The organism is Luteibacter sp. SVR4-7G, assembly GCF_056755555.1.
Genome location: NZ_JBPGXO010000024.1, coordinates 1 through 26,361 on the forward strand (window position 1 = coordinate 1; position 26,361 = coordinate 26,361).

Annotated in this window: 32 protein-coding genes; 13 read left to right on the forward strand and 19 right to left on the reverse strand. The window is 65.6% G+C overall.

Annotated features, from left to right (window positions below; genetic code table 11):
- Window positions 1-109: 109 nt before the first annotated feature.
- A complete protein-coding gene (locus ACR9ZH_RS10760) occupies window positions 110-856 on the forward strand; it encodes a sulfite exporter TauE/SafE family protein (protein WP_481290739.1) in 747 nt (248 codons plus the stop codon).
- Between the two features lie 12 nt (window positions 857-868).
- Here ACR9ZH_RS10760 and ACR9ZH_RS10765 read toward each other — a convergent pair whose 3' ends face one another.
- The 6 genes from ACR9ZH_RS10765 to ACR9ZH_RS10790 form a co-directional block, all read right to left on the reverse strand.
- Window positions 869-1,576, reverse strand: a complete 708-nt coding sequence (locus ACR9ZH_RS10765) for a haloacid dehalogenase-like hydrolase (RefSeq protein ID WP_481290740.1) — start codon at window positions 1,574-1,576, stop codon at window positions 869-871.
- 7 nt (window positions 1,577-1,583) lie between these two features.
- Window positions 1,584-2,435: an indole-3-glycerol phosphate synthase TrpC gene (gene trpC / locus ACR9ZH_RS10770; RefSeq protein ID WP_481290741.1), complete on the reverse strand. Its 852-nt coding sequence runs from the start codon at window positions 2,433-2,435 to the stop codon at window positions 1,584-1,586.
- 48 nt (window positions 2,436-2,483) lie between these two features.
- Entirely contained in the window at window positions 2,484-3,515 is a 1,032-nt protein-coding gene (gene trpD / locus ACR9ZH_RS10775) for an anthranilate phosphoribosyltransferase (RefSeq protein ID WP_481290742.1), read from the reverse strand.
- A 13-nt stretch (window positions 3,516-3,528) separates the two neighbouring features.
- Window positions 3,529-4,125, reverse strand: coding sequence for an anthranilate synthase component II (locus ACR9ZH_RS10780; protein WP_481290743.1), 597 nt, complete (start codon window positions 4,123-4,125; stop codon window positions 3,529-3,531).
- Between the two features lie 143 nt (window positions 4,126-4,268).
- On the reverse strand, window positions 4,269-5,570 hold the full coding sequence (locus ACR9ZH_RS10785) for a type II toxin-antitoxin system HipA family toxin (protein WP_481290744.1): 1,302 nt from the start codon (window positions 5,568-5,570) through the stop codon (window positions 4,269-4,271).
- Complete coding sequence (locus tag ACR9ZH_RS10790; RefSeq protein ID WP_481290745.1) at window positions 5,570-5,818, reverse strand: helix-turn-helix domain-containing protein; 249 nt, start codon at window positions 5,816-5,818, stop codon at window positions 5,570-5,572. The genes ACR9ZH_RS10785 and ACR9ZH_RS10790 overlap by 1 nt, the downstream gene beginning before the upstream one ends.
- Before the next feature lie 184 nt (window positions 5,819-6,002).
- Here ACR9ZH_RS10790 and ACR9ZH_RS10795 point away from each other — a divergent pair, with 184 nt between their 5' ends.
- Window positions 6,003-7,034, forward strand: a complete 1,032-nt coding sequence (locus tag ACR9ZH_RS10795) for an aldo/keto reductase (RefSeq protein ID WP_481290746.1) — start codon at window positions 6,003-6,005, stop codon at window positions 7,032-7,034.
- 64 nt (window positions 7,035-7,098) lie between these two features.
- On the opposite strand, the gene ACR9ZH_RS10800 is transcribed toward ACR9ZH_RS10795, so the two are convergent.
- Window positions 7,099-7,653, reverse strand: coding sequence for a cysteine hydrolase family protein (locus ACR9ZH_RS10800; RefSeq protein ID WP_481290747.1), 555 nt, complete (start codon window positions 7,651-7,653; stop codon window positions 7,099-7,101).
- Between the two features lie 134 nt (window positions 7,654-7,787).
- Between ACR9ZH_RS10800 and ACR9ZH_RS10805 the strand changes: the two genes are divergently transcribed.
- From ACR9ZH_RS10805 to ACR9ZH_RS10815, 3 genes are read left to right on the forward strand one after another with little or no spacing between them, the layout of a single operon-like run.
- Window positions 7,788-8,315, forward strand: coding sequence for a DoxX family protein (locus tag ACR9ZH_RS10805; RefSeq protein ID WP_481290748.1), 528 nt, complete (start codon window positions 7,788-7,790; stop codon window positions 8,313-8,315).
- Window positions 8,316-8,352: 37 nt separating this feature from the next.
- Window positions 8,353-8,739 (forward strand): VOC family protein, encoded by a 387-nt coding sequence (locus ACR9ZH_RS10810; protein WP_481290749.1) that lies wholly within the window; start codon window positions 8,353-8,355, stop codon window positions 8,737-8,739.
- A 16-nt stretch (window positions 8,740-8,755) separates the two neighbouring features.
- Complete coding sequence (locus ACR9ZH_RS10815) at window positions 8,756-9,706, forward strand: D-2-hydroxyacid dehydrogenase family protein (protein ID WP_481290750.1); 951 nt, start codon at window positions 8,756-8,758, stop codon at window positions 9,704-9,706.
- A 12-nt stretch (window positions 9,707-9,718) separates the two neighbouring features.
- Here ACR9ZH_RS10815 and ACR9ZH_RS10820 read toward each other — a convergent pair whose 3' ends face one another.
- Together ACR9ZH_RS10820 and ACR9ZH_RS10825 are read right to left on the reverse strand one after the other, a co-directional pair.
- Entirely contained in the window at window positions 9,719-10,552 is an 834-nt protein-coding gene (locus ACR9ZH_RS10820) for a DUF2884 family protein (RefSeq protein WP_481290751.1), read from the reverse strand.
- Window positions 10,553-10,664: 112 nt separating this feature from the next.
- Window positions 10,665-11,303: a response regulator gene (locus ACR9ZH_RS10825; RefSeq protein ID WP_481290752.1), complete on the reverse strand. Its 639-nt coding sequence runs from the start codon at window positions 11,301-11,303 to the stop codon at window positions 10,665-10,667.
- A gap of 389 nt (window positions 11,304-11,692) precedes the next feature.
- Here ACR9ZH_RS10825 and ACR9ZH_RS10830 point away from each other — a divergent pair, with 389 nt between their 5' ends.
- A complete protein-coding gene (locus ACR9ZH_RS10830; protein WP_481290753.1) occupies window positions 11,693-11,914 on the forward strand; it encodes a hypothetical protein in 222 nt (73 codons plus the stop codon).
- A 15-nt stretch (window positions 11,915-11,929) separates the two neighbouring features.
- Here ACR9ZH_RS10830 and ACR9ZH_RS10835 read toward each other — a convergent pair whose 3' ends face one another.
- The 5 genes from ACR9ZH_RS10835 to ACR9ZH_RS10855 all read right to left on the reverse strand — a co-directional run bounded on the left by ACR9ZH_RS10835 (window position 11,930) and on the right by ACR9ZH_RS10855 (window position 14,891).
- Window positions 11,930-12,364: a PA2169 family four-helix-bundle protein gene (locus ACR9ZH_RS10835; protein WP_481290754.1), complete on the reverse strand. Its 435-nt coding sequence runs from the start codon at window positions 12,362-12,364 to the stop codon at window positions 11,930-11,932.
- Between the two features lie 65 nt (window positions 12,365-12,429).
- Window positions 12,430-13,182: a DUF2884 family protein gene (locus ACR9ZH_RS10840; RefSeq protein WP_481290755.1), complete on the reverse strand. Its 753-nt coding sequence runs from the start codon at window positions 13,180-13,182 to the stop codon at window positions 12,430-12,432.
- Window positions 13,183-13,244: 62 nt separating this feature from the next.
- Complete coding sequence (locus tag ACR9ZH_RS10845; RefSeq protein WP_481290756.1) at window positions 13,245-13,787, reverse strand: hypothetical protein; 543 nt, start codon at window positions 13,785-13,787, stop codon at window positions 13,245-13,247.
- A gap of 2 nt (window positions 13,788-13,789) precedes the next feature.
- Entirely contained in the window at window positions 13,790-14,317 is a 528-nt protein-coding gene (locus tag ACR9ZH_RS10850) for a peroxiredoxin (RefSeq protein WP_481290757.1), read from the reverse strand.
- A gap of 121 nt (window positions 14,318-14,438) precedes the next feature.
- Complete coding sequence (locus ACR9ZH_RS10855; RefSeq protein ID WP_481290758.1) at window positions 14,439-14,891, reverse strand: hypothetical protein; 453 nt, start codon at window positions 14,889-14,891, stop codon at window positions 14,439-14,441.
- Between the two features lie 182 nt (window positions 14,892-15,073).
- Between ACR9ZH_RS10855 and ACR9ZH_RS10860 the strand changes: the two genes are divergently transcribed.
- The gene (locus ACR9ZH_RS10860) at window positions 15,074-15,487 is read left to right on the forward strand and encodes a universal stress protein (protein ID WP_481290759.1); all 414 of its coding nucleotides are present in this window, start codon (window positions 15,074-15,076) and stop codon (window positions 15,485-15,487) included.
- 112 nt (window positions 15,488-15,599) lie between these two features.
- A complete protein-coding gene (locus ACR9ZH_RS10865) occupies window positions 15,600-16,421 on the forward strand; it encodes a ferritin-like domain-containing protein (protein WP_481290760.1) in 822 nt (273 codons plus the stop codon).
- Window positions 16,422-16,437: 16 nt separating this feature from the next.
- Here ACR9ZH_RS10865 and ACR9ZH_RS10870 read toward each other — a convergent pair whose 3' ends face one another.
- Entirely contained in the window at window positions 16,438-17,145 is a 708-nt protein-coding gene (locus ACR9ZH_RS10870; RefSeq protein WP_481290761.1) for a hypothetical protein, read from the reverse strand.
- Window positions 17,146-17,253: 108 nt separating this feature from the next.
- Between ACR9ZH_RS10870 and ACR9ZH_RS10875 the strand changes: the two genes are divergently transcribed.
- The 4 genes from ACR9ZH_RS10875 to ACR9ZH_RS10890 all read left to right on the forward strand — a co-directional run bounded on the left by ACR9ZH_RS10875 (window position 17,254) and on the right by ACR9ZH_RS10890 (window position 20,993).
- Window positions 17,254-18,513 carry an MFS transporter gene (locus tag ACR9ZH_RS10875; protein WP_481290762.1) on the forward strand — a complete coding sequence of 420 codons (1,260 nt, stop codon included), beginning with the start codon at window positions 17,254-17,256 and terminating at the stop codon, window positions 18,511-18,513.
- A gap of 61 nt (window positions 18,514-18,574) precedes the next feature.
- Complete coding sequence (locus ACR9ZH_RS10880; RefSeq protein WP_481290763.1) at window positions 18,575-19,879, forward strand: thioredoxin family protein; 1,305 nt, start codon at window positions 18,575-18,577, stop codon at window positions 19,877-19,879.
- Window positions 19,880-19,887: 8 nt separating this feature from the next.
- Window positions 19,888-20,571 (forward strand): glutathione S-transferase family protein, encoded by a 684-nt coding sequence (locus ACR9ZH_RS10885; RefSeq protein WP_481290764.1) that lies wholly within the window; start codon window positions 19,888-19,890, stop codon window positions 20,569-20,571.
- 95 nt (window positions 20,572-20,666) lie between these two features.
- Window positions 20,667-20,993 (forward strand): hypothetical protein, encoded by a 327-nt coding sequence (locus tag ACR9ZH_RS10890; RefSeq protein ID WP_481290765.1) that lies wholly within the window; start codon window positions 20,667-20,669, stop codon window positions 20,991-20,993.
- Between the two features lie 76 nt (window positions 20,994-21,069).
- Here ACR9ZH_RS10890 and ACR9ZH_RS10895 read toward each other — a convergent pair whose 3' ends face one another.
- Together ACR9ZH_RS10895 and ACR9ZH_RS10900 are read right to left on the reverse strand one after the other, a co-directional pair.
- Window positions 21,070-21,678, reverse strand: a complete 609-nt coding sequence (locus ACR9ZH_RS10895) for an NADPH-dependent F420 reductase (protein WP_481290766.1) — start codon at window positions 21,676-21,678, stop codon at window positions 21,070-21,072.
- Between the two features lie 12 nt (window positions 21,679-21,690).
- Window positions 21,691-22,425, reverse strand: a complete 735-nt coding sequence (locus ACR9ZH_RS10900) for an SDR family NAD(P)-dependent oxidoreductase (RefSeq protein WP_481290767.1) — start codon at window positions 22,423-22,425, stop codon at window positions 21,691-21,693.
- Between the two features lie 122 nt (window positions 22,426-22,547).
- Here ACR9ZH_RS10900 and ACR9ZH_RS10905 point away from each other — a divergent pair, with 122 nt between their 5' ends.
- On the forward strand, window positions 22,548-23,126 hold the full coding sequence (locus tag ACR9ZH_RS10905) for a TetR/AcrR family transcriptional regulator (RefSeq protein WP_481290768.1): 579 nt from the start codon (window positions 22,548-22,550) through the stop codon (window positions 23,124-23,126).
- 71 nt (window positions 23,127-23,197) lie between these two features.
- Here the strand turns inward: ACR9ZH_RS10905 and ACR9ZH_RS10910 are convergent, their stop codons facing one another.
- Window positions 23,198-23,530 carry a DUF4377 domain-containing protein gene (locus tag ACR9ZH_RS10910; protein WP_481290769.1) on the reverse strand — a complete coding sequence of 111 codons (333 nt, stop codon included), beginning with the start codon at window positions 23,528-23,530 and terminating at the stop codon, window positions 23,198-23,200.
- 118 nt (window positions 23,531-23,648) lie between these two features.
- Entirely contained in the window at window positions 23,649-26,342 is a 2,694-nt protein-coding gene (aceE, locus tag ACR9ZH_RS10915; protein WP_481290770.1) for a pyruvate dehydrogenase (acetyl-transferring), homodimeric type, read from the reverse strand.
- Window positions 26,343-26,361 lie beyond the last annotated feature (19 nt).

A 26,361-nucleotide genomic window follows, 5' to 3' on the forward strand; every position in this document is an offset into this window, starting at 1 on the left:
GCTAGCCGTGGCGCGATGCCGCGTGCAAGCGCCAGAAGTCGCCCTTCATGCCGTCGTGTCGTCCACCTCGTATATGGTGGTCTCCGGATCCATCGGAGGACGAAAAACCATGGACTGGAGCCAGTTCCTGATCTTCGTCGGCGTCGGCCTGCTCGCGCAGCTGGTCGACGGCGCGCTCGGCATGGCCTACGGCATCGTTTCGAACTCGGTGCTGCTTGCGCTCGGCCTCCCTCCCGCAGTGGCCAGTGCGACCGTACATACCGCCGAGGTCTTCACCACCGGCGTTTCCGGCGGGGCCCACGCCCTGTTCGGCAACGTGGACTGGAAGGCCTTCCGCCGCCTCGCCATACCGGGCGTGGTCGGCGGCGTCATCGGAGCGTGGTTCCTGGCCAGCGTGCCTGGCGAAGCGCTGAAACCCTTCGTCTACGCCTACCTGCTGATCCTGGGGGTGGTGGTGCTCGTGCGCGCGGCCGGACGTGTCGTGTCCCACCACCGCGTGCGGCACAAGGGTATCCTCGGCTTCTTCGCGGGCCTTCTCGACGCCATCGGCGGCGGTGGCTGGGGCCCGATCGCCACCTCGACCCTGCTGGCCCGCGGAGGCCCCGTGCGGCAGACCATTGGCACGGTGAACGCGGCGGAGTTCGTGGTCACCGTCGCCATCTCCACCACCCTCATCGCCCACATGGGCATCCAGCATTGGCCCATCGTGCTCGGCCTGCTCACGGGCGGCGTACTGGCAGCACCCCTCGCCGCCTGGCTGGTAAGACACCTGCCGCCGCGTTACGTGATGACGGCCGTCGGCTGCCTCATCGTCGGCATCAGCCTCTACCAGCTCGGCCGCTACGCCCTGGGCTAGGGACACCGGGCATCAGTACCAGTGCAGTACCTCGAGCCTGTCCCCAAGCAGGCGGCTGGCCTTCTTCACCGTCTTCGCGGTGGGATTGACCAGGCGCGCCGCATCGGCGGCCTTCAGCAGCGGCACGTCCGAAAGGGAATCGCCATACGCGACGGCCCAGGGGCGCGGTACCGCCGCGCGATCCAGCGCGCGCACCTTGGCGTGACCGACGTTGTAGGAGAGGAAGCGCATGCCGAACAGGCCCATGCGGGCCTGCGAGGCCACCAGTTCGCAGCCTCTGAGGTTCACCTCGTCGAGCATCGCCTCCACCATCTTCTGTTCGTTGGCCGTGACGATCACGACCCGGTCGCCGGCATCGACGTGTCTGCGCAGGGTGACCACGGCATCGCGGCAGAACACGCCCGGACGCCGGGCATAGGCGCGCCCGAAGGCGTTCATCAGGCGCCGGCATCCGGCTTCGCTGCGGCCGAAGGTGACCACGCGAAGGAAGAAGACGGCCAGCAAGCGGTTGCCCGCGACGCTGCCGATGAGCAGCGGCACGAAGGGCAGGAGCGGAAGCGCCAGCAACGCGCGCCAGCGCCCAAGGCCGGAAAGACGGTCGCGGTAGAACAGCTCCAGCGTCTGGTGGCGGACGATCACGCCATCGAAATCGAACAATACGACGCGCCTCGCGTCGGCGGCGGAGTCTTCGACTACCGTCGCTTCCATCCCCTGATTCATGCGTTCCTTAGTGCTTGTGCACGGCGGCGTGCGGACGAACGCCGAACAGCTTCTGGAGTTCGGCACCGGGGTCGGCCGCGCGCATGAAGGCCTCGCCCACCAGGAAGGTGTGAATGCCGGCCTCCCGCAGCTTGCGCACGTCTTCCACCGTGTGGATGCCGGATTCCGCGACGATCGCCGTTTCCGAACCGACGCGGTCCTTCAGCCTGAGCGAGGTGCCGAGCGAGGTCTCGAACGTGCGCAGATTACGATTGTTGACGCCGATCAACGGCGCCGGCGTGCCGAGCGCGATCTCGAGTTCTTCTTCGTTGTGCACTTCCATCAGCACGTCGAGATCGAGTTCCGCGGCGAGCAGCGAAAGCTCGGTGAGGCGGCCTTCATCGTAGATGCGATCGCCGTCGGGTTCCTTCTGCGCGAAGGCGGCCACGATGAGCAGGATGCAGTCGGCGCCGATCGTGCGGGCTTCGTACACCTGGTACTCGTCGATGATGAAATCCTTGCGCAGGATCGGCAGGTTGCAGGCCGCGCGTGCCTGGCCCACGAAATCCTCGTGACCCTGGAAGAAGTCGGCGTCGGTAAGCACGGAGAGGCAGGTGGCCCCGCCCTGCTCATAGCTGCGCGCGATGGCGGCGGGATCGAAATCCTCGCGGATCAGGCCTTTGCTCGGGCTGGCCTTCTTGATTTCGGCAATGACCGCCGGATCGCCGTCGTGCAGGCGGGCGTCGATGGCGGCGACGAAACCTCGCGTCGGTTCCAGGTCGGCGATGCGGGCGGCAAGGTCGTCGAGGCTGCGCTTGCGGCTGCGCTCTGCGATCTCTTGCACCTTGCGGTCCAGGATGCGATGGAGAATATCGGACATCGGGGAGTTCCTTGGGTAAGGCCGGGGGACTGGGGAGCCCCGACGATATCAGGCACCGAGCCGCTGCGTCTCGGCCACGAACGCTTCCATTTTTGCACGGGCCGCGCCGCTCGCGATGGTGGCGCGGGCAAGATCGATCCCGGCCTGTATCGACGGCGTGACGTCGGCCGTATAGAGCGCCGCGCCCGCGTTCAGGCAGACGATGTCCTGGGGCACGCCGGGTACGCCGCAGATGGCGTCCAGGAGCATCGCCTTCGAACTATCGGCGTCTTCCACGCGCAGGTTGCGGCTCGATGCCATCGACAGGCCGAAATCCTCCGGCTCGATCTCGTATTCGCGCACGACGCCGTCGCGGAGCTCGCCCACGAGGGTCGCGGCGCCGAGCGAGATCTCGTCCATGCCGTCGCGGCCCCAGACCACCATCGCGTGGCGCGCGCCCAGCGCCTGCAACACGCGGATCTGGATGCCCACGAGGTCGGGATGGAACACGCCCATGAGGATGTTCGGGGCACCGGCCGGATTGGTCAGCGGGCCGAGGATGTTGAAGATGGTGCGGACGCCCATCTCCCGGCGTACCGGCGACACCACCTTCATCGCCGGATGGTGGTTCGGCGAGAACATGAAGCCGATGCCCACGTGCTCCATGCACACCGCCACCTGCGCCGGCAGCAGGTCGATGCGCGCGCCGAGTGCCTCGAGCACGTCGGCACTGCCCGACTTGGAGGACACGCTGCGGCCGCCATGCTTCGCCACGCGGGCGCCCGCGGCCGCGGCGACGAACATCGACGCCGTCGAAATATTGAACGTCGAAGCACCGTCGCCGCCGGTGCCCACGATGTCGAGGAAATGAGGGTGCGGGCCGGTTTCCACCTTGGACGAGAGGTCGCGCATCACGCGCGCGGCACCGGTGATCTCGCCGACGGTTTCCTTCTTCACGCGCAGGCCGGTGAGGATGGCGGCCGTCATGAGCGGGCTCACGTCGCCACGCATGATCTGGTGCATCAGCTCGATCATCTCGTCGTGGAAGATCTCGCGGTGCTCGATCGTGCGCTGCAGCGCCTCGGAGGGAGTGATGGCCATGGAGCGCGGATCCTTACGCGGCGAGCGGCAGCGGCATGCCGAGGAAATTGCGCAGCAGGTCGTGGCCGTGCTGGGTGAGGATGGATTCCGGATGGAACTGCACGCCCTCGATGTCCAGCGTGCGATGGCGCAGGCCCATGATCTCGTCGATGGAACCATCCTCCCGCTCGGTCCAGGCGGTGACTTCGAGGCAGTCGGGCACCGAGTCCTTCTCCACCACCAGCGAGTGGTAGCGCGTGGCCTCGAACGGATTCGGCAGTCCGGCGAACACGCCCTGCCCGCGGTGCCGCACCGGCGAGGTCTTGCCGTGCATGATCTCGCGGGCGCGGATCACCTTGCCGCCGAAGACCTGTCCGATGGCCTGGTGGCCGAGGCACACGCCGAAGATGGGCAGTTCGCCCGCCAGCTCACGCAGGATGTCGATCGACACACCGGAGTCGTCGGGCGTGCCCGGCCCTGGCGAGATCATGATCCGCGAGGGCGCCAGCGCGCGGATGTCCGCGACGGTAAGCGCGTCGTTGCGTACGACCTTGACCTCCTGCCCCAGCTCGCCCAGGTACTGGACGAGGTTGAAGGTGAAGCTGTCGTAGTTGTCGATCATGAGGAGCACGGCGACCACCAATGCGTTGTTCTACAACGAAAGATAGGGAATGAAACCGGCGTGGATGGGGGCGGATGCGCGCCATCCCTTCGACCGGGGAAGTTCATTATCCATGGAACTGGACGTCCATCGATACCTCGGGGGGGGGCGAATTATCCCAGCACCCGCATGCGGGCCCTGATGCCCGCACCGATGGATACGTGCAACGCTTGCGGGAAGCCGGCGGGCAATTCCCCTTCCAGCGAGGACAAGGCAGCCTCCATGCGGGATACCACGTCCTCTATGGCGGCCTCGACGAGTGACTTGGGAACGCCGGCCTTGGCCGCCGACTGGAAAAAGTGCCTGGGCTGGATTTCGTCGACGCGGTAATGCCTGTTCTCGCCCACCGACATGGCCAGCTTCATCTGCTTGCGCTCGATCTGGCGCGCATCGAGGCTGGGTTGTGCGCTGATCACATCGTAGAGCGGGGTCAGGGCATAACCGCCTCCGGGGTACAGGAAGATGCTGAAGTTCTTCGCATGTCCGTCGGTGGCTCCGATCAGCCAGAAGACCAACTGTGCCTGGAACAGCGTGCGGTGAGCCTCGGCAGGCGAGTCGCTGCCCTTGAGCAGGGTCGCGATATCGACCATGCCGGGGCCGCCATCGCTCTGGTATTTGCGCGCCGGCGGCACGGACAGGGCCTGGCAGCAATCTTCCTGAGGCAGTCGCAGCAAACGGCCATTACGCCAGGCCCGGTCGAATCGCTCGACCACCAATGCCTTGGTGCGACCGAACGTCATGACCGCAGCGCGCGCGACTGGCAGCCCGAGATGTTCGAGAAGCTTGAGGCAATAGAACTCGTTCTCGACGCTGTTCGACAGGTCGAGTCCGTTGGGCAGCTTTCCGATCTGTGTCTTGAACAGATGCGTGGTCGGCGTCGTTCCGTGCGGTTTGATCCATTGGCCATCGACACGGAGCAACGCGGTTTTTTCTTGCGCTCCGGCGACCGAGATTCGGAAGTCGTCGTCCCGGGAAAGCCCCAACGGTGCCTGTGAGAGGGAGTTGAGGAGCCGCTCGACGGCCTCTTCGTCGAGAGACTCGCCGGATATGGCTTCCGAGCTTTCCGGCTCCGCCTCGTCATCCGCGATGAATTGCAATGCGCCGATGCAATCCCTGCCGATAACGGCCAAAAGGCTGTACGGATCGGAGCCAGCCGCACCCACCTTCTCGGCGACGCGCCTTCGCAATGCGTCCGAATCCGGCAGCAGATTTTCGAAGACCGCCACGACGGGTTCGCCCCGCCACGACTCTTCGCGCAACGGTAGAGACAATGAAATCGGAAAGGCGGTTGATCGCGCCAACCACGTCTCGTCGTAACGGAATGAAATCGCGCCACCATGTGCCTTGGCCAGATGCCCGACGAGCCGGTCGTTCTGGTAAACCCGCAAGGGCGCATGCCGGCGAATCCTTGCCATCAGCCGATCAGATCGTCGATGTCATGACGGCGGCTACGGTCGGCCACCTGGAGCTCCAGATCGAGAGCCGCGAGCAGCGCCAGCAATGTGTCCAGCCGCGTGGCCGGATTCCCGGTTTCGACCAGGGAAATGGTTTCCTGACGCAGGCCGGTTCGCTCGCCCAAGGCACTTTGACTCAGGCCGAGGCGTTTGCGGTTACGGCGAATCAGGGTGCCGATCTGACTTGGCGTACGAGCGAGTTGCGACATGGCGACCTCCGTGGCGAATATGCGCCAAACCCGATAATTAGGCAATATCGGAATTAACGCATAAAATTCGTTTATGCGATATGGCGCATAAGCCGCCTTCGGTCCGACAATTCCTTGAGACATGGTTGTGGAGCGGCAGCCCCCGCCCCATGCTGAAGAGCGCTTCTCCCCACAAGGACCCTTCATGGAACACCGTCAACTCGGCCGCTCCGGCCTCAAAGTCCCCGTCCTCAGCCTCGGCACCGGTACCTTCGGCGGCTCGGGCGAATTCTTCGAACGCTGGGGCTCCACCCAGGTGAACGAAGCCCGGCGCATCGTGGACTTGTGCCTCGAGCATGGCCTGAACATGTTCGACACCGCGGACATCTACTCGCGCGGCATGGCCGAGGAAGTGCTCGGCGAGGCGCTCAAGGGACGCCGCGACCAGGCCCTGATCGCCACGAAGTCGACCTTCTCGATGGGCGATGGCCCGAACGACAAGGGCTCGTCGCGGTTCCACATCATCCGCTCCTGCGAGGCCAGCCTGCGCCGCCTGCAGACCGACCACATCGACCTCTACTTCATGCATGGCTTCGACGCGCTCACGCCGGTGGAAGAAACCCTGCGTGCGCTCGACGACCTGATCACCAGCGGCAAGATCGGCTACATCGGCGCCTCCAACTTCTCGGGCTGGCACCTCATGAAATCGCTGGCCGTGTCGGAGAAGTATGGGCTTGGCCGCTATGTGGCTTACCAGGGCTACTATTCGCTGATCGGCCGCGACTACGAATGGGAACTCATGCCTCTCGCACTCGACCAGGGCGTGGGCACGATGGTGTGGAGCGCGCTCGGCTGGGGCCGCCTGACCGGCAAGATCCGCCGCGGCAAGCCCGCCGACGCCGGGCGCATTGCGTCCGGCGGCGCCGTGGGTGGCCCGCCGGTGGACGACGAGAAGCTCTACGACATCGTCGACGTGCTGGACGCCATCGCCCAGGAACGCGGCAAGACGATCACCCAGGTCGCCCTCAACTGGGTGCTCAGCCGCCCGTCCGTGTCCAACATCGTGATCGGCGCGCGCGACGAGGCCCAGCTCACGCAGAACCTGGGTGCCGTCGGCTGGACGCTCACGCCGGAGGAAATCGCACGCCTCGACACCGTCAGCCAGACCACGCCGCCGTACCCCTACTGGCACCAGAAGGGCTTCGACGAACGCAATCCGAAGCCGACGACGTGGTGAACGCAGCAATCCGATAAGTACGTGCCCTGCATAACCCCGCCTTCGGTCCCGGCCGGAGGCGGGCTCAGGCTTCGAGCTTCGCCAGCAGTTCCGCCGTGGTGGTCGTTTCCGCCAGGCGCGGGAAGATCTTCGTGATGCTGTTTTCGTGCACGCCGATGTCGAAGTCGGTCATCGCATCAGTGACCATCACTACGTGATAACCGTGCTCGCTGGCAAAGCGCGCCGTGGATTCCACGCCGATGCTCGTCGCGATGCCGACGATGACCACCTGCTCCACGCGCTTGCTGCGCAGCCAGGCATCGAGGTCGGTGGTGAGGAAGGCGCCCCAGCGCTTCTTGGTGACGACATGGTCGCCGGACGCCTGTTCGAGTTCGGGAACGAAGGCGGCAAAGTCGGGATCGTCCGGAAGCTTACGATGACCGGCATCCGTGCGCCCGGGCGCGCCGGCATCCACGTTCACCAGCACCACGGGATGGTTTCTTGCACGAAACGCGCGTGCGAGTGCAGCGGATCGTTCGATGATCTCCGCGGAAGGATGCACCGTGGGCATGGCGACGATGCCCTTCTGGAGATCGACGACGATCAATGCGGCGTTGCTGTCGAGTTGGGTAAGCGGCATAGGAGATGGCCTTGGGGAAGGGAGCAGACCGTTATTGTCCTTCGTGTGCCGCACGTTTTCTTGCGAAAGCGTCTGAAAGGATTTCCTGGAACAGCCGGTCAGCCTTGATTGAACCCGACCAAGGACCATCCACGATGAGCGCATCGCCCGCCGGCAGCGGCCTGGCTTCCCTGTTGTTCGAACGCCCCTCCCGTTTTTCACGCTGGGCGCCGCTGGTGCTTCGCCTCGTCATCGGCGGCGGGTTCATGCAACACGGCTTCGCCAAGCTCCTGCGCGGGCCGGAGATGTTCGCAGGCATCCTCGCCGCCATCGGCGTGCCCGCCCCGGAGCTGATGGCCTGGCTGACCGTCGCCATCGAAATCCTCGGCGGTTTCGCCGTCGTGATCGGCGCCTTCGTCACGCTTGCGAGCATTCCGATGATCGTCGTGCTGCTCGTGGCGACCTTCACCGTGCACCTGCCCTATGGCTTCAGTTCGATCAAGCTGCAGTCGGTGCACAACGGCATCGCACACTTCGGTCAACCGGGTTACGAGTGCGATCTGCTCTATCTGGCCGGGCTCCTCGCCCTAATGCTCTACGGTGCCGGGCCATGGAGCGTGGATGACGCCATCGCGCATGCACCGCGTAAGCTGATGCGGGCGACTTGTCCAACGATGTTGTAGCGAGGATGCTTGCCGTCCCTCTTGGCCGGAACCTCCTATGCCCACGCTCGGCGCCATCACCTTCCTCGTCCACGATTACGACGAAGCCATCCGTTTCTTCATCGACGCCCTGGGCTTCGACCTGCTCGAGGACTCGCCACTGGAAGGCGGCAAGCGCTGGGTCACGGTGGCGCCTCGCGGCTCGCGGGGCACGAAGCTACTGCTGGGTCGCGCGGTGAACGACGAGCAGCGCGCGCAGGTAGGAAGGCAGGGCGGTGGACGGGTGTTCCTGTTCCTCGAGACTGACGACTTCGCCGCCGACCGTACACGGATGCTGGCGCACGGCGTACGTTTTCGCGAAGAGCCGCGAAATGAACGTTATGGCACGGTGGCTGTCTTCGAAGACCTCTACGGCAACGGCTGGGACCTGATCCAGCCGGCCTGACCTGGAAAAACACACCATGAGCGAAGCACGCATCCGCATCGCCATCCTCGACGATTACCAGAACGTGGCGATGCACAGCGCCGACTGGTCGCCGCTGGACGGCCGCGCCGACATTACCGTCTTCCATGACCACGAGGCCAAGCACGAGGCGCTGGTGCGGCGGCTGCAGCCTTTCGATGCCATCTGCGTCATGCGCGAACGCACGCCGTTCACGGCGGCGCTCATCGACGCCCTGCCCCGCCTTCGCCTCATCGCATCCACCGGCCGGGCCAACGCCTCGATCGACCTCGACGCGGCAGCCGCCCGCGGCGTGGAAGTCGTCCACACGAATTATTCGTCCACGCCGACCATCGAGTTCACCTGGGCCGCCATCCTCGGCCTCATGCGCGGCATCGCCACGGAAGCGGCCTCGGTGCGCGCCGGCGGGTGGCAGGTGGGGCTTGGCTCGGAACTGCACGGCAAGACGCTGGGCATCCTCGGCCTGGGACGCATCGGTTCGAAGGTGGCGCGCATCGGCCAGGCCTTCGGCATGCAGGTGATCGCGTGGAGCCAGAACCTCGAGGAAGAAACCGCCAGCGCACTGGGCGTGCGCAGGGTTTCGAAGCCGGAGCTTCTCGCCGGATCGGACGTCCTGACCATCCACGTGCGCCTCAGCGAACGCACACAGGCACTGATCGGCGCAGCCGATCTCGCCGCGATGAAACCTGGGGCAAGACTGGTCAACAGTTCGCGCGGCCCGATCGTCGACGAGTCCGCGCTCGTGGAAGCGTTGCGCACGGGACGCATCGCGGGCGCGGCGATCGACGTCTACGACGAGGAGCCGCTGCCGGACGACCATCCCTTCCGCACCTTGCCCAACGTGCTCGCGACGCCGCACATCGGCTACGTCACTGAGGAAATGTACCGGACCTTCTACGGCGACACCGTGCGCAACCTCGTGGGCTGGCTGGATCGCCAGCCGGCCTGAGGTACCGGCGGATCAGGACGAGGCGACCTTCTTGCGTTCGTCCTCGTCTCCATCGCTCTTGTCGTCGCTGTGCCTGGGCTTGATCGTCATCAGCTCCAGCGGCTTGCCGTCGTCCAGGCGGACCTTCCAGCCACGCTGCAGCTCGGCAAGCTCGTTGAGGCGCGGGCAAATGGTCTTGGCCTTGGCTTCGAGCGCATTGGAACGTTTGTCCATCTCGCGATTCATGGTCTTGTCCAGCGACTCGGCCCTGGCCTGCAGCGCCGCCACCTTGCTCGAATCGCCCGACAGGGCGGCCGTCACTGCGCTCGACGTGACCGAGCCGACGAGTTCGCCGACGGAATCGGAGACCGAACCGGCGAAGGTTTCGGTCATGCGGTCGGCCGACCAGTGGCCGGCACCGATGCCATCGTCGATCTCGCGCAGCGCCTGAGCCTGCTTGCGCTTGAGCTTCTCCAATATGCCGGCGCGCTGGTCGCCATCCGCGAAGGTCAGGGTGACCCTGGTCATCGCCGAGAAGCCCATCTGCACGCCATCCCGCGCGATCTCCGCCACCTGGGGCATCAGCTTGCGTACCCCGTCTTCGTAGCGGCGCAGGGCATCGGCATCCGACCGCGACACCGCGACATCCTTGCCGTCGACGCGCAACGCACCGTCATGCAGGAAGATTTTCGCCGGGACGCCATCGGTACGATGGAAGGAAAGGCCTGCGGATGTCACGTCCACGTCGTAGGGCGTGGAGTACTCATGGTCGCAGCTGGTACTGAAGTTGAGGGTCCCGGCCTGCGCGGCCGAGGCGGCAAGGGACAGCGCGAGAACGGCGGCGCCGGCTATGAACGGGTGACGCATGGTCCTTCTCCCCAGGGTTGGCACGGGTGGGATGCGCCCGGCCACCCCAGGGTTTAAGCCGATCCTGCGGCCGATGCATGGGCGGTTGGTCACCCCCTGACTTCCGGCAGGGTCAGGAAGAGAGACCGCGCTCGCGTGCGTACTCGGAAAGGCGGCTGTCGTGGTCGATGCCGAGCTTGCGCATGGCGTCGCGCTTCTGCCGGCTTACCGTCTTCACGCTGCGGCTGAGCCGTTCGGCGATCTGGGTGATCGACATGCCGCTGACGTACAGCCGCACTACCTCGATTTCCCGCGCCGACAAGCGGGCCGCGTCGGTCTCGGTCTGCACGCCGGCTTCGTCGAACTGGCGGCGGATCGTCGCGCTGAGATAAGGCCGCCCTGCCGCGGCATGGCGCACGGCGACCGCCACTTCCCTGAGCGGCGCGCGCTTGTCGCAAAGACCCAGCGCACCGCGGGAGCGGATCGTCTGCAGCACCGCCGCATTGTTGACCATCGTCAGCACCACGACCGGAAGGCGCGGATAGCGGCGGCGCACGAGATCGATCAACGAGAGCCCGTCGCCGTGACGGCCACCGGGCATCGAGAAATCGGTGACGACCACATCGCAAGGACGCGATGCGAGAAGATCGACAAGCTGGTCGCCGTTGGCCGCTTCGCCGACCACCTCGATATCGCCCGCTGCTTCGAGCGCAGCGCGGGTGCCCATCAGGACCACCGGATGATCGTCGGCAATGATCGTGCGCAGAATCATGTCTTTCCTCGCCGGCGCAAGCTGCTGCCGCCGTCCGTGATGTGTCGCTCGGTACGGCGCGCAGGTTACCGTAAACGTTCGCGAGTGTTCGAAGGAACGCCATGAAGCCGTTGAGATTATTGGTCATTCCACGACGCGCGCGCAGCGCAACGACGACCAGTCGTCGCTGACATGCATGCACGCTCGCATCCGACCATCCACCCGCTGAAATACGGTGATCGGCTACGCCCGCTGCTTACACGACACCGTGGGCGCGAGACGGGAAAAACGATTGAGGATTAGCTCAAGAAAAAAGATCCAAACTTTCAGACTTATCTTATTCTCTCGCTGGCCTCGCGCAGGCCATCCTGTGCGGAACACGCCGTCATGGCACACGCCGGGCCACGCCGATGCTTCCGCATACCATCGAATATCATATCGCCGACATAGGAAATGCCTGGGGCGTCTTTCGCGAAGGCATGCAGATCGCCGTCCGCCTGGACCCTGCGGACGCCATCGCCTTCGCCAATTACTTCGCGGACAGGGAAACCCTGATGTCGCCGCATCGCGTTCGCGTGTCGGCCGACCTGAACCTGCATCGCGCGCTGCGCGAACTTCGCACGGCGGCCTGAGTCGCGAACAGGGAATCAGCGCCCGGCGGCGCTTCCCAGGTTCGTCATATCCAGGTGCAGCAAACGCAGCCGCGCGATATGCCGCCCCACCATGGCGCGATCGCCCGAGGTCGCTTCGAGGCGCAGGAAGGCGTCGAGCAGGCGACGCTCCATCTGCTCCAGCGTACGGATATAGGTTACGTCGGGGTCGTGGGAAAGCTTCGCCGATGCATCCATCATCGTGCGGCGCACGCCGCTCATGGGGCCACCGGCGGTTGCCGGACGCCCGCCGGTCGCACTCACCTGGCCCTGGAGCTCGGCCGCGATCGCGGTGAGCGAGTCGGCGGATTCTTCGAGGATCACCTTGAGGCCAGGCTCGCGCACGCCTCGCGCGGCCTGGCGATAGAGGTCGCGATCGGCGATCACGCGCTTTATCAAACCGTTAACGACGCGATTCGAAGTGCTTTCCATGGGCGGACCTTAGCCCTGCGGCACTTAGCCATCGCTAAACGCGGCGGATCTCGGTCAGCGCGCGGTCATTCGCCTAGTTCGACAAGAAGCAAAGGCTTACCCGAGGCGTCGTGGAGGCCCGATTGCAGATCGACCAATTGGCGGATCGAAGGGCATAGCGCCTGAATCCGCGGCTTCAGCGCGGCCTCGAGCTTCGCCACGACCCGCGCCTGCCCGCCGGTCGACACCGCCGAGACACGGTCACGCAAGGCGGCGGCCCCCTGCAGGTCGCCGTTCATGGCCAGCTCCATCGCCTCCCCGCCGACTTCGTTGGTGAGGATGGGGGCGACATCGGAGACGATTTCCTGCGCGTAGGCGCGCATGGCATCTTCCTGCCAGTCGCGGGTGCTTTGGCTTGCCGCGATGCGGCGCTTGATGTCCGCCACCCGGCTGTTCAACACCTGGTCGAGCCCGCCATTGGCCACCGCGGCCGGCGCCGCAGTGGCGGCTTCGTCACGGACCGCCCGGGCGGCCAGGTCCACGCCGTCGTTGGCGAGCGCCTTGACCTTCGGCACGAGGGCGCGCACCTGGCGCTCGAAAAGCGCCACCCGGTCCTGCTCGTCGGGACGCAGCGTCACCGGCCTGCCGTCGGTTTCCAGGGCGCCGTCGTGCATGCGGACCGCGCGCGGCGCCACGTCGGCCCGGTCGAACACGAGGGCCTCGGGACGAACGGTCAGGTCATAGGTGCTGGCGATACGGCACGTGGTCCCGAGGTCCTGGGCGCCCGCGCCGCCCGCGAAGCAGAGCAAGGCTACGAGGATGGGAAAGCGTGCGGTCATGGCTTGGCCCGGCGGGAAAGCCCACTCGATACCGGGCCGCCGGCGAACGCCCGCTGAACCGTTCAAAGCGGCAGCCGGGCGAACTGCTGGCGGACGCCCACGCTGCCCAGTACCCAGGAGAGCCAGCCGAGCACCGGTACCGAAACCACCTTGAGGACCAGTCCGACCAGAAGGATCGTCCGGTGCTTCTGGCCCATCGCGAGCAACTGGGCCGGAAGCCCCGTCTGGCCCAACACCGCGCCGAGCTGCTGCCACTGGTCGTAGGCCACCCAGGCCGTATACGCCGACCAGGCCAGCAGCAGGAGAGCGATGACGCGCATCGCCCGCCGTCCCCAGTCGCGCCAGCGCAAGGTCGCAAGGGAGACGACGACGACGACGAAGGCAGCCAGCGCATAGGCCAGCGACCACATCACGCCGACCCGCGGATCCCCCGCACCGGCGGCGATGGCCTCGGCGCTCACCGCGCCGACGGCATTGGCGAGGATCACGGAGGCATAGGTATTGATGACGAAGCCGACGGCGGCCAGCAGCATCACCAGCCAGACCACGATGCGCCAGGGCGCGAAAGGACGGGAGCGCTGTGCGCCCTTGGCGGCACCGAACACGATCAGGCGCCCGCCTTCTTCAGCTCGGCGAGGTCGGCCAGCACCTGGCCGGAGTTCTTCTCCGGGTCCACGTCCTTATAGATCTTCACGATCTTGCCGGCGGGATCGATGAGGAAGGTCTCGCGGCGGGCGTACTTCTGGCCCGTCGGCGTGGTGGTCAGCACGTCGTACTTCACGGCCACGGCACTGTCGGCGTCCGAGAGCAGGGGGAACGGTACGTGGTACTTCTCGGCGAATTCCTTATGCGACTTCACGTCGTCGAGGCTCACGCCGAGCACGACCGCGCCGGCCTTGTGCAGCTTGGCCGTATCGTCGCGATAGGTGCAGACCTCGGTGGTGCAGCCGGCGGTGAAGTCTTTCGGATAGAAATAGAGGACCAGCCACTTGCCCTTGTGGGTTTCCAGCGTATGCCAGTCGCCCTTCTGGTCCTGCAGGCGGAAATCCGGTGCCTTGTCGCCCACGGCGGGCGCGGCGGCCCAGGCGGTGGCGGTCACGATGCACAACGCGAGAAAAGTGAGGAGGCGACGCATGGTGGAACCTCGGGGGTGGGGAAGGAATGCCGTGAGTGTACTCGTGGCGTCCGCGGGTTGCGCCAGCCCGTGAGGTTCGCAAGAAAGCGGGGCGCCCGGCGGGCGCCCCGGCAACCAGCCCTTACTTGAGCGGTTCGATCTCGAACTTGCTGAGGTCCACGCCGAGGTTGAAGCCGCGACCGGTGCCCGTCACGGCGAGCGATACCTCGCCCTTGGTCATGGCGGCGCTTTCGGCGCTCTTCACCGCGCCCGCATTGGCGCCGCCGCTGACGTACTCGCCATAGATCTCGTGGATGCTCTTGACGTTGGTGAACTCGCCCTTGCCGCCTTCGATGCTGAACTTGCCGGCAGTGAGGCCGCCGCCCCGCACGTGGATGAGCACGTCGGCGCTCTGGCCGTTGTCGCAGCGCACGTGACCGCGACCGTCGGCTTTCTTGTAGATCGCCGCCCAGCCCGTCGTGTTGAAGGTCATGTGGCACTTCGTCGCGGCTTCCGCCGCCTGCGTCGGCTGGACGCCGAAGGAACCTGCCGCCGCCAGGGCCAGGGCGGCCATACCCGTGATGCGCTTGATCATGTTCGTTCTCCGTTGAAAGTGGCAGGTAACTGCGAGGCGGATTCTCCACTCACGATTGTGAAGAAATACGGAGCGGGCCCGGGAGCGTTCAGGACGGGCACGGCTAGGTGGATGCCCCGTGAACCGTTCACGGAGGAAGTCCGCCGGCCTACTATGACCCCGTTTCCCCAAGGACCCTCCCCATGCCCAGACATATCCTCGTTGGCTACGACGGCTCGGAAACGGCTCGCCGCGCCTACCAGTTTGCCCTTGAACTCGCCGCCTGCGCCGGTGCCCGCGTGCACGTGGTATCGGTCATGCAGATCGACAACGGCGCGGACACCTCGGCCCTGATGATGACCGACAACGGCGAGGAGCGGCTGGCCGCCCTGCGCGAGGAGGTTGCCGCGCTGAGCCCAGGCTCCCGCGTGCCCGTCGAGGTCGACCTCGTCCACGGCAGCCCGGGCGATGCCCTGCTCTCCTACGTGGCCCAGCACGGGGTGGACCACATCGTGATCGGTCACACGGAACGGGGCGCCCTCGCCCGCTGGCTGGTCGGTTCCACCTCCACCGACGTACTTGCCAAGGCCCATGTCCCGGTCACGGTAGTCCGCTGACCCTCGTAAAAACCCGCTCCCCGGCAAGCGTGATGCGCTGGGCGCCCGCCTTTGTCACAATCCTGACATTGCCCGTAGAGGGCGACACGACAGAGACCGGGGAACACAAGCAGTGAGCTATGCCGCCACCTTGCCATGGACGCTCGAAACATTGGACCTCTCCCGGATCGACACCGGGAAGGTCAGGGACAACGAAGACCTGTTCCTTCTGCTGTGCAGCTCGTCCTTCGTCGAAAGCGGATCGGACCTGTACACGCACAACCTCGTGGATCACTTCGCCGGCGACGACGAACTGCAGGGATGGCTGCGCGATCACTGGGAGCACGAGGAATTGCAGCATGGCCGCGCGCTCGCGGCCTACGTGCGCCACGTGTGGCCGGAATTCGACTGGGATGCCGGTTTCAGGAACTTCTTCGCGCACTATGGCTCGGTCTGCACCTCCGAAGAACTGGAGCCGAACCGCGGGCTCGAACTGGCCGCGCGTTGCGTGGTGGAAACCGGCACGGCCAGTCTCTACCGCGCATTGAACGACGTGACCGACGAGCCCGTGCTGCGCGAGCTGACGAACCGCATCAAGAGCGACGAAGTGCGGCATTACAAGCACTTCTACCAATATTTCCGCGTCTATCGCGAGCGCGACGGCATCGGCCGGATCAGCACCTTCCGTACCTTGCTGAAGCGTCTGCGCGAGATCAAGAACGAAGACAGCGACATCGCGCTGCGCCACGTTTTCAACGTGCGCTACCCCGACAAGGCCCACGACGACGCCGAGTTCCGCCGCGTCACCTCGCGCGCGGAAGGCCTGTTGAAGAGGCATATTCCCGCCGAGATGACGGTGAAGATGCTGCTGCGCCCGCTGGACCTTCCACCGAAGGTGAATGCGCTGCTGGAGTGGCCGCTGACGCGAATCACCGAGAAGCTGTTCCTTCATTGAGGGAGCGCGGAGTCGCTCACTTCTTCTTAGGCAACGGCGTCCACTTCTCCGGATCGAAGCCGCCCGTTTCGAAGGTAAGCGTGGTTTCGCCGCGGCTGATCGTCACCACGTCGATCGTCAGGCGCTTCGTCTTCGCCAGGTCTTTCAGGAACTGCGCGTCGTTGCGGAACAGGAGCGCCGGCTCGCCCGTGGGCGGGCGGAAGGCCTTGATCACCTTCGGCTTGCCGTCGAAGGTGGCTTTCAGCGAACAATCGCCCTTGCAGACGAAACCCTTGCCGCTCGTGGCGTAGAGGAACACGCTCTGCCCCCACGCCGTGTGCCGGCGCAGGATGAGCCGTACCGTCTGGTCGCCGGTCGGCCGGCTCGACTGGATGGTGGCCGTGCTCTGCGTGCCCCCCTGCATCGGCGAGGTCTGGTAAAGCCACAGCGCGGCCAGGCGTGCCTTCTCGCTGGCCGCCTTGTAGTTCGTCTCCAGCTCGTCGAGGGTCTTCTTCACCTCGGCGGCGGCGGGCGTATCCGGGTATTTGTCCACGATCTCGTGGCCGATCTGTACCGCCGGACCGTCGTTGTGCAACTTCAGCAGCTGCTGGTAGATCTCGAGCTTCTTCGCCGCTTCACCGGCGCGGTCGTCCGGAACGGGAGCCTGTGCGGCCTGCTGGTCCTGGGGCGACGAGCAGGCGGTGGCGAGCGCGGCGGCGGCGATGAGGATGGCGATACGACGCATGTTCTTGCGAGCCCCAGGTAGGAAGGCCTTAGCTTCTCCGATACGGGGACGCCGATCAAACGTCCGCTGCATGCGCGTAAAATCTGCGCAAATTCTCAAGGATCGCCGATGTCGTCCTCTCCCCCGGCAGCGGTGTCGCTGCTTCGCTATCGCGCCTTCGTGCAGTTCTGGTTCGCCAGGAACGCCTCCAGTTTCGGGTTCCAGATGATGTCGGTGGCCGTCGGCTGGCAGGTCTACGAGATTACCCACCGCGCGCTCGACCTCGGCCTCATCGGCCTCGTGCAGTTCGTGCCCTCGGTACTCCTGGCCCTGCCCGCTGGCCATGTGGCAGACCAGTTCGACCGGCGGCGCATCGTCACCGTCTGCCAGGCGATCGAAGGGATTGCCATCGCGCTGCTGGCTGGTTTCAGCCTTTCCGGGCACCTGACGGAAACCGGGATCCTCGCCCTGGTCTTCGTTGTCAGCCTGGCCAAGACCTTCGAATTCCCCGCACTGCAGTCGATGCTCCCGGCCCTCGTGCCCACGGAGGTCCTGCCACGCGCGATGGCGGCGAACGCCGCTGCCGGACAGGCCGCGATGATCGTCGGACCGGCGTTAGGCGGCCTGCTGTACGTGGCCGGCGCGGCGACGGTGTATGGCGTCTCGGCGCTGCTCTACCTCGTCGCGCTGGTGCTGATGTCGCGGCTGGCGTACGCGCACCTGCCGCCGCGCCGCGAGCCGGCCACGCTCAAGACCCTGTTCGCCGGCATCCATTTCATCCGCAACCGCCCGGCCGTGTTCGGCGTGATCTCGCTGGACCTCTTCGCGGTGCTGCTGGGCGGCGCCACGGCGCTCCTGCCCATCTTCGCGAAGGACATCCTGCATACGGGTCCCTGGGGTCTCGGCGTCCTGCGTGCCGCACCGGCGGTGGGCGCCCTGCTGATGTCGCTCTGGCTGTCGCGGCATTCGCTGGAGCGCCGGGTGGGGCCGATCATGTTCGCCTCGGTGGCGGGCTTCGGCGTCGCGACCCTCGTTTTCGCGGTATCCACCGCGCTATGGCTATCGGTGGCGGCCCTCTTCGCCCTGGGCGCGTTCGACATGGTCAGCATGGTCATCCGGGGCGCCCTGGTGCAGCTGGAGACGCCGGACGACATGCGCGGCCGGGTAAGCGCGGTCAATGCGATCTTCATCAACACCTCCAACCAGCTGGGCGAATTCGAGTCGGGCCTCCTGGCGGCGGCCATGGGCGCAGTGAATGCGACCCTGGTCGGGGGCATCGGCACCCTCGTGGTCGTCGGCCTCTGGGTGTGGTGGTTTCCCTCGCTGCGCCGTCGCCAGGGGCTGGTCTCGGATCCCGAACCCATCGAGGGGGCCAGCGGCACGATCTGACACGGCGGCAAAAGCATGCTATTAAGTGGACGTCTATACCTCCAAAGGGGAAGAAGCCAGCATGAAGCGATTGCTCACCGTCCTGATTTTCGGCCTGGTTGCGACGGCTGCGTCCGCGCATCAGGGTCCTGCCAGCCTCGATGAGGCGCTTGCCCAGGGCAAGCGCGAGCACAAGCCGGTACTGATCGATTTCCAGGCGGTGTGGTGTTACTCGTGCTATTTCATGGCGAGCCACGTGCTCAACGGCAAGGAGTGGAACGACCTGAACGCAAAGGTCGTGTTCTACGAAGCTGATGCTGACAAACCCGACGACAAGGCGTGGATGACGAAACTCAACGTCCACTTCCTGCCCACCTACGTCATGATCGGTCCCAGCGGCGAAGAACTCGGCCGCATCCTTGCCGAGCGGCCACGCAAGACGTTCTACGACGAGATCGCGGGCATCCTTTCCGGCGATGCACGCCTGTCGAAGCAGAAGGCCGACGCCGCGAAAGGCTCCCTCGGTGCCGTCGCCGACGTGCTCGATACCTATCAGCTTCGCTACCAGGGCAGCGAGGGCATGGCGTGGTTCGATACGCTGCCGTCGACGGTGCGCAACGTCTCCGACAAGGACAAGCGCGTCGCCCTCGCCAAGCAGCGCCTCCTGCTTCTCCAGGCGAAGGACAAGAAAGACGACAACGCCATCGTCGACGCCGCGACCAAGGTGCTGGCGGGCAAGATCGGTTGCGATCGGCCCTATGTGCTCGACGACCTGATCGGCGCAAGCAAGACGCGGCCGGCCGACGCCCAGCGCGCCCTGCTCGCGCCGCAGAAGCCGGCTTACGAGCAATACCTCGCATCGCAGATATTCACGGCCGCGCCGGCCTGCGCCGATCAACGCAGCGCCGTGCTCGCGGCGGCGGACCTCGATGCCGCGCTGGGCGATCACGAAGGCGAGCAGGCCGTATTGCGCAAGGCGATCGACCTCAGCCGCGAGAACCTGCACGGCGACCTTCGCAGCGATCGCAACCTTGCCGACAACCTGCGCGTCTACCTCGTTCGCGCGAAGGCCGGCGAAGAGCTCGACACGCTGGAGAAGCAGCTGATCGCCGCCTACCCGGAAGACTACGTATACAACTACCGTTACGGGCGGCGGCTCGTCGAGAACGGCAAGGCGGCGGAAGGCCTGCCCTATCTCGACGCTGCCGCGAAGAAGGCCTATGGCGCCAACCGCATCACCGTCACCACGTTCCAGGTAAAAGCGTTGCGTGCGCTGCACCGTGATGACGAGGCGCGCAAGCGCGTGGCGCAGACGGTGGCCGAGGAAGGCAAGGCGTTTCCGGAACAGACGAAGAAGCTGCAGGAATCGCTGACGGCGGCAGGCTGAATACATCCATGATCGTCGTTCACCACCTCAACAACTCGCGCTCGCAACGCGTGCTCTGGATGCTCGAGGAACTTGGCCTTCCGTACGACATCGTCCGCTACCAGCGGGATCCGAAAACCATGCTGGCGCCAAAGGCATTGCGCGCCGTCCATCCGCTGGGCAAGTCGCCCGTGCTGGTGGACGGCGACGCCGTCGTCGCGGAGTCCGCCGCCATCCTCGAATACCTGCTCGAGCGGTACGGCGACGGCCGCTTCGTTCCCGCCCGGGGCACGGCCGAAGCGCTGAGGTATCGCTACTTCATGCACTACGCGGAAGGCTCGGCCATGCCTCCCCTGCTGCTGAAACTCGTGTTCATCCGCATGGAATCGGCACCGGTGCCGTTCTTCGCCAGGCCGATCGCGCGCATGCTGGCGCGTGGCGCGCAGAAGGCCTTCGTCGATCCACAACTGAAGCTTCATCTCGATTATCTCGAAGACGAAATAAGCAAGACGGGATGGTTCGCCGGCGAGGCGTTCACGGCGGCCGACATCCAGATGAGTTTCCCGCTCGAGGCAGCCGCGAGCCGAGCCGCCCTCGACGCCTCGCGGCCGGGACTGCACGCCTTTCTCGAGCGCATCCACGCGCGCCCGGCGTACCAGGCAGCCCTCGAACGCGGCGGCGACTACGACCTCGCGCCGAAGCCGGAACACTGAATCGCGGCGCAATCGGATCGCCCCTGTTTACGCGCCCCTCACGGCACGGATCGCAGAGTCTGCGGCGTATGTCCCATGCAGCAAGGAGCCATCCGATGAGCAGAAATCGCGAGTTCGCGCGCCAGGTCGAAAGCGCCGTCAACGGGGTCTCCGGCCGCGTTCGTCACTATGCCGGCGAAGCCGCCGGCGCGGGCAATGACCTGCTCGATCGCAGCCGGCGCATCACCGGCAAGTTCGCCCGCAACGCCGGCAACAACCAGCGCATCCGCTACATGGCCGAAGATCTGGCCGATGAAGCCACCTACCAGTACCGCAAGCTTCGCCGCCGCGTGCAGCGCCATCCGGGCGTGACCATCGGCATCGCCGCCGCGGCCATCGGCACCTTCCTGCTGATCCGCCACGCATTGCGCGACGACGATTGACAGGTGCCTGTACGGGCGAAAAGGCCGGGGTTTCCCCGGCCTTTTTCATTTCAGCATGGCTCAGGCACTGCGCGATTCATCCGCCGAACTTGACCAGGTCCTTGAAGATCAGTCCACCCCAGCTTTTCCCGCGCGCGTGAACGAGCATCCCGCCCTCGGCGAGCGCGCCAAGCTGGACCGGCGCGAAACCGAGTTTTTCCGCAAGCGCACCGATCTCCACGGCGGCGTCATCATCATCGCTCGCCAGGAAGACGACTCTCCTGCCACCATGCACGGCCGGGTCCTGGTCGAGAACGGCAGCAACCAGGTGGTTGAAGCCTTTCACCAGCCGGGCCCCGTTGAACGCTTTTGCGACGAAGGCAGAGGACGGTAGACCGTCCAGTTCCTCGAGCGGGACCTGGGTGTTCATGGCGTCGACGACGATTTTTCCTTTCCAACTCGCCAACGCCTTCGCGACCTCCGGGTGCGACTCGAAGCGGACGGCCAGAAAGATGATGTCCGCCTTGGCCGCTTCCGCCAAAGTCGTGGGAATGATCGTAGGACCGATCGCGGCCGCATCGGAGGCGAAGCGCTCCGGATCGCGCGTGGTGGCAACGAGGACGTCGATGCCGTTGCGGGCAAATGCCCTGGCAAGCGCGTGGCCGATCTTGCCGAAGCCGATGATGGCGTGATTTATGCGTGTCATGGATTCCTCTCCTCAGAGCTGCGCCAGACCGCCGTCGACGGCGACCTCGCTGGCGGTCATGAAACTGCTGTCCGGCGAGGCCAGGAACGCGGCTACCGCTCCAATCTCGGCGGGATCGGCCATCCGCTGGAGCGGCGTCATCGCGCCGTAAGCCTTCTGGCCCTCCTCGCCCAGTGCCTGCTTGGCGAGCTCGGTCGCCGTCGCGCCAGGCGACAGCACGTTTACCCGGATGCCCGTGCCCTTCAGGTCCTCGGCCCAGGTGCGCGCGAGGTTGCGTACCGCCGCCTTGCTCGCGCTATAGGCAGTGAATCCCGGAGCGCCCGTGGTGCCGGCACTCGATCCGGTCAGGATGATCGAACCGCCGGCGCGCATGAGCGGCAGTGCCTTCTGGACCGTGAAAATCGTGCCCTTCACATTGGTCTCGAAGGTTTCGTCGATGTGTTCGGCGGTGATCTGGCCGAGCGGAAGCGGGCTTCCGGCCCCGGCGTTGGCGAAGACGATGTCGAGCGTTCCGCGCTCGGTCTCGACCGCCTCGTAGAGCCGGTCGAGATCGGCCGGACTGGAGACCGAACCCTTCACCCCCCGGGCCTTGGATCCGAGGGCGGCCACGGCGGCATCGAGCGCCTCCTGCCGGCGGCCGAAGATGAAGACGAAAGCGCCCTCCTCGATGAAGCGCTTTGCCGCGGCGAGGCCGATGCCGGTTGCGCCGCCGGTGATGACGGCGGTCTTTCCTTCCAGTCTGTTCATGTCGTGTGCTCTTCGTAAGAGTGGCGCGGAAGCTGGAGAAGCGATGGGTGGCGCGGTAAGATATGGATCACTGATCCATATAACGAGTATGTGGATCAGTGATCCACTTGTCAAGGTGACCCATGCGAGCCGATGCCGAAAAAAATCGCAGCCAGATCCTCACGGTCGCGCGTGAGGTCGCCGCAGAGCACGGCGCCGACATATCGATGCGCGATCTTGCCCGCCGCGCCGGCGTCGGCCTGGCCACGCTGCTCCGCCATTTCCCGACCCGGGAAGCGTTGTTCGAGGCGTTGCTGTGCACCCACCTGGACGCACTGACGCAGAAGGCTGGCGAGCTCGAAACCTCGAGGTCGGCTGACGAAGCACTTCTCGTCTGGATGCGGGAGCTGGTGGCATTCGCCCAAAGCTATAAGGGCGTCATCGCCATGATGGCGGCGGCCCACGCGAACCCGGAATCCGCTCTTTATGCGTCGTGCGCAGCGGTGCACTCGGCAGGCGCGCGGCTATTGCTCCGTGCCCAGGGCGAGGGAACGGCGCGCGCCGATATGAATGGGGACGACTTGTTCGCCCTGATAACCGCTCTCGGCTGGGCGATCGACCAACCGTCGTTCGCGCCAAGGGCCGATCACCTCATCCATCTGATGACGAGCGCCATTCTGACGGAGCCGCGGGGCAGCGAGCTCAGGACAGCGAGGGGCTGAACCGGACCGGCATCGGGTGACCGGCCGTCGTGCTCAACGACACCGCGAGACGCCGGTGAGGACGCAGAGCATCATTGCAGCGGATGTTGCTCGACCACCTTGTCCACGTGCCAGCGCACGTTGGATCCGTCCTGCGCCGCACTCCTGGCGTGCACCTCGGTGATCTTCAACAGGTACTCGTTGCCGGATTTCCAGTCGAACCCTTCGACCGGTACGGAGGTGGCCTGCCACGGATCCGTAGGCTTCTCGCGGAACTGCAGGCATTCCGTCTTCATCGCGCCCATGCTGCAGGGCACCTTGCTGCCGGCGATGTAGAGCAGGCGCGAGCGTGAACCGTGGTCCGCCGGCGTGAGGGCACATCCGGCAATGGCAAGGGCGGCAAGGACAAGGATGGCTGAACGCATGACGGCTTCCGGATCGGGTAGGCAGGGAGGAATACCACCCGGCCCATCGACAACGCGTGAGGCGAAAACGACGAAGGCCGGGATAGCCCGGCCTTCGTCATGTTACATGCCCCGGGGATCAGACCGTCATCGGGTTCGGCTTGTCCGCGTCCAGCTTGTATTCCTTGATGGCGCGGCTGACGTCCTTGGCATTGACCTTGCCTTCCTTCGCCAGCGCGGCGAGGGCGGCGTGGGCGATCCAGTAGCGGTCCACTTCGAAGTGGCTGCGCAGGTTCGCACGGGTGTCGCTGCGGCCGAATCCGTCCGTGCCCAGCACCGTGTAACGCATGCCGTCCGGCATGAAGGCACGGATCTGGTCGGCGAACTCGCGAACGTAGTCGGTGGCGGCGATGGCCGGGCCCTGGCGGTCGGCCAGCAGGCCGGTGACGTAGGGCACGCGCTGCGGCGCTTCGGGATGCAGGCGGTTCCAGCGCTCGGCGTCGAAGCCTTCGCGGCGGACTTCGGAGAAGCTCGGCACCGACCAGATGTCGGAGGTGACGCCGAAATCCTTCTCCAGCAGTTCGGCCGCCGCGATCACTTCGCGCAGGATCGTGCCCGAACCCATCAGCTGCACGCGCGGCTCGTTCTTCTTCGCCTTGCCGCCGTCCTTGAACAGGTACATGCCCTTGACGATGCCTTCCTCGCTGCCCTTCGGCAGGTCGGGGTGGGCATAGTTCTCGTTCATCACGGTGATGTAGTAGTAGACGTCTTCCTGCTCCTGCATCATGCGGCGCGTGCCGTCCTGCAGGATCACCGCGAGTTCGTAGGAGAAGGTGGGGTCGTACGACACCACGTTCGGGATCGCACCGGACAGCAGGTGCGAATGGCCGTCCTCGTGCTGCAGGCCTTCGCCGTTGAGCGTGGTGCGGCCGGAGGTGCCGCCGATCAGGAAGCCGCGCGCACGCATGTCGCCCGCCGCCCAGCAGAGGTCGCCGATGCGCTGGAAACCGAACATCGAGTAATAGATGAAGAACGGCAGCATCGGCACGTTGCTGATGCTGTAGCTGGTGCCGGCCGCGATCCAGGCGCTCATGCCGCCGGCCTCGCTGATGCCTTCCTGCAGCACCTGGCCCTTCTGGTCTTCGCGGTAGTACAGCAGCTGGTCGGCATCCTGCGGACGGTACTTCTGGCCGAACGGCGCATAGATGCCGATCTGGCGGAACATGCCTTCCATGCCGAAGGTACGGGCCTCGTCGGCCACGATCGGCACGAGACGGGGACCGAGCTCCTTGTCGCGCAGCATGAGGTTCATGCCGCGGACCAGGGCCATGGTGGTCGAGATCTCGCGATCGCCGGTGCCCTTGGTGATCTGCTCGAAGGCTTCCAGCGCCGGCGCCTTGAACGACTGGTCGGCCTTGCGGCGACGCTGCGGCAGCGAACCGCCCAGCGCGCGGCGGCGCTCGAGCATGTACTGCACTTCCTCCGAGTCCTTGCCCGGGTGGTAGTACGGCACTTCGTCCAGCTTGTCGTCCGGCACCGGGATGTTGAAGCGGTCGCGGAAGGCGCGCACGGCATCCGCGTCCATCTTCTTCTGGTTGTGCGCCGGGTTCTGCGATTCACCGGCGGCGCCCATGCCATAGCCCTTCACCGTCTTGGCGAGGATCACGGTGGGCATGCCCTTGGTGTTCACGGCCGCGTGGTACGCCGCGTAGACCTTGTGCGGATCGTGGCCGCCGCGGTTGAGGCGCCAGATGTCGTCGTCGGACATGTTGGCGACCAGCGCCGCCGTTTCCGGATACTTGCCGAAGAACTTCTCGCGCGTGTACGCGCCGCCGAAGGCCTTGCACGCCTGGTACTCGCCGTCGACGGTTTCCATCATCAGCTGGCGCAGCTTGCCGGAGGTGTCGCGGGCGATGAGCGGATCCCAGTAGCTGCCCCACACGACCTTGATCGCGTTCCAGCCGGCACCGCGGAACACGCCTTCCAGTTCCTGGATGATCTTGCCGTTGCCGCGAACCGGCCCGTCGAGGCGCTGCAGGTTGCAGTTGATGACGAAGATCAGGTTGTCGAGGCCTTCGCGCCCGGCCAGCGAGATCGCGCCCAGCGACTCCGGCTCGTCCGACTCGCCGTCGCCCATGAAGCACCAGATCTTCCGGTCGGTCTTCGGCATCAGGCCACGGTGCTCGAGGTACTTCCAGAACTGCGCCTGGTAGATCGCCTGGATCGGGCCGAGGCCCATCGAGACAGTCGGCACCTGCCAGTAATCCGGCATCAGGTAGGGGTGCGGATAGGACGAAAGACCGCGGCCCTTGCCCGCCACTTCCATGCGGAAGAGGTCCATCTGGTCTTCGCTGAGGCGGCCTTCGAGGAACGAGCGGGCGTACACGCCCGGGGCCGAATGGCCCTGGTGGAATACCAGGTCGCCCGGATGGTCGGCGCTCGGAGCGCGCCAGAAATGATTGAAGCCCACGTCGTACAGGGTGGCCGACGAGGCGAAGCTGGAAATGTGGCCGCCGAGGTCGCCGGGCTTGCGGTTGGCGCGCACGACGGTGGCCAGGGCGTTCCAGCGGATCAGCGAGCGGATGCGCCATTCGATGGCGGCGTCGCCGGGGCTGCGCGCTTCCATGTGCGGCGGGATGGTGTTCAGGTACTCCGTCGTCGGATCGAACGGCAGGTAGCCGCCCGCGCGACGTGTGGAGTCGACCATGCGCTCCAGCAGGAAATGCGCGCGCTCGGTGCCGTCGTGATTGATGACGGCGTTGAGCGACTCGACCCATTCACGGGTTTCGGTGGGGTCGAGGTCCTGGTTCAGGATGTCGTCGATCTGGTCCATGGATGCTCCGCTCGCGCGT

Coding starts and splice junctions, on each gene's coding strand:
- ACR9ZH_RS10840 (WP_481290755.1), bottom strand. CDS start 13,182: ATGACCGCACGCTTTCCCATCCTCGTAGCCTTGCTCTGCTTCGCGGGC.
- ACR9ZH_RS10870 (WP_481290761.1), bottom strand. CDS start 17,145: ATGCGTCGTATCGCCATCCTCATCGCCGCCGCCGCGCTCGCCACCGCC.
- ACR9ZH_RS10835 (WP_481290754.1), bottom strand. CDS start 12,364: ATGGAAAGCACTTCGAATCGCGTCGTTAACGGTTTGATAAAGCGCGTG.
- ACR9ZH_RS10795 (WP_481290746.1), top strand. CDS start 6,003: ATGGAACACCGTCAACTCGGCCGCTCCGGCCTCAAAGTCCCCGTCCTC.
- ACR9ZH_RS10890 (WP_481290765.1), top strand. CDS start 20,667: ATGAGCAGAAATCGCGAGTTCGCGCGCCAGGTCGAAAGCGCCGTCAAC.
- ACR9ZH_RS10765 (WP_481290740.1), bottom strand. CDS start 1,576: ATGAATCAGGGGATGGAAGCGACGGTAGTCGAAGACTCCGCCGCCGAC.
- aceE (WP_481290770.1), bottom strand. CDS start 26,342: ATGGACCAGATCGACGACATCCTGAACCAGGACCTCGACCCCACCGAA.
- ACR9ZH_RS10900 (WP_481290767.1), bottom strand. CDS start 22,425: ATGAACAGACTGGAAGGAAAGACCGCCGTCATCACCGGCGGCGCAACC.
- ACR9ZH_RS10855 (WP_481290758.1), bottom strand. CDS start 14,891: ATGATCAAGCGCATCACGGGTATGGCCGCCCTGGCCCTGGCGGCGGCA.
- ACR9ZH_RS10905 (WP_481290768.1), top strand. CDS start 22,548: ATGCGAGCCGATGCCGAAAAAAATCGCAGCCAGATCCTCACGGTCGCG.
- ACR9ZH_RS10760 (WP_481290739.1), top strand. CDS start 110: ATGGACTGGAGCCAGTTCCTGATCTTCGTCGGCGTCGGCCTGCTCGCG.
- ACR9ZH_RS10885 (WP_481290764.1), top strand. CDS start 19,888: ATGATCGTCGTTCACCACCTCAACAACTCGCGCTCGCAACGCGTGCTC.
- ACR9ZH_RS10810 (WP_481290749.1), top strand. CDS start 8,353: ATGCCCACGCTCGGCGCCATCACCTTCCTCGTCCACGATTACGACGAA.
- ACR9ZH_RS10860 (WP_481290759.1), top strand. CDS start 15,074: ATGCCCAGACATATCCTCGTTGGCTACGACGGCTCGGAAACGGCTCGC.
- ACR9ZH_RS10820 (WP_481290751.1), bottom strand. CDS start 10,552: ATGCGTCACCCGTTCATAGCCGGCGCCGCCGTTCTCGCGCTGTCCCTT.
- ACR9ZH_RS10800 (WP_481290747.1), bottom strand. CDS start 7,653: ATGCCGCTTACCCAACTCGACAGCAACGCCGCATTGATCGTCGTCGAT.
- ACR9ZH_RS10850 (WP_481290757.1), bottom strand. CDS start 14,317: ATGCGTCGCCTCCTCACTTTTCTCGCGTTGTGCATCGTGACCGCCACC.
- ACR9ZH_RS10815 (WP_481290750.1), top strand. CDS start 8,756: ATGAGCGAAGCACGCATCCGCATCGCCATCCTCGACGATTACCAGAAC.
- ACR9ZH_RS10825 (WP_481290752.1), bottom strand. CDS start 11,303: ATGATTCTGCGCACGATCATTGCCGACGATCATCCGGTGGTCCTGATG.
- ACR9ZH_RS10910 (WP_481290769.1), bottom strand. CDS start 23,530: ATGCGTTCAGCCATCCTTGTCCTTGCCGCCCTTGCCATTGCCGGATGT.
- ACR9ZH_RS10895 (WP_481290766.1), bottom strand. CDS start 21,678: ATGACACGCATAAATCACGCCATCATCGGCTTCGGCAAGATCGGCCAC.
- ACR9ZH_RS10785 (WP_481290744.1), bottom strand. CDS start 5,570: ATGGCAAGGATTCGCCGGCATGCGCCCTTGCGGGTTTACCAGAACGAC.
- ACR9ZH_RS10805 (WP_481290748.1), top strand. CDS start 7,788: ATGAGCGCATCGCCCGCCGGCAGCGGCCTGGCTTCCCTGTTGTTCGAA.
- ACR9ZH_RS10880 (WP_481290763.1), top strand. CDS start 18,575: ATGAAGCGATTGCTCACCGTCCTGATTTTCGGCCTGGTTGCGACGGCT.
- ACR9ZH_RS10790 (WP_481290745.1), bottom strand. CDS start 5,818: ATGTCGCAACTCGCTCGTACGCCAAGTCAGATCGGCACCCTGATTCGC.
- ACR9ZH_RS10875 (WP_481290762.1), top strand. CDS start 17,254: ATGTCGTCCTCTCCCCCGGCAGCGGTGTCGCTGCTTCGCTATCGCGCC.
- ACR9ZH_RS10830 (WP_481290753.1), top strand. CDS start 11,693: ATGCTTCCGCATACCATCGAATATCATATCGCCGACATAGGAAATGCC.
- trpC (WP_481290741.1), bottom strand. CDS start 2,435: ATGTCCGATATTCTCCATCGCATCCTGGACCGCAAGGTGCAAGAGATC.
- trpD (WP_481290742.1), bottom strand. CDS start 3,515: ATGGCCATCACTCCCTCCGAGGCGCTGCAGCGCACGATCGAGCACCGC.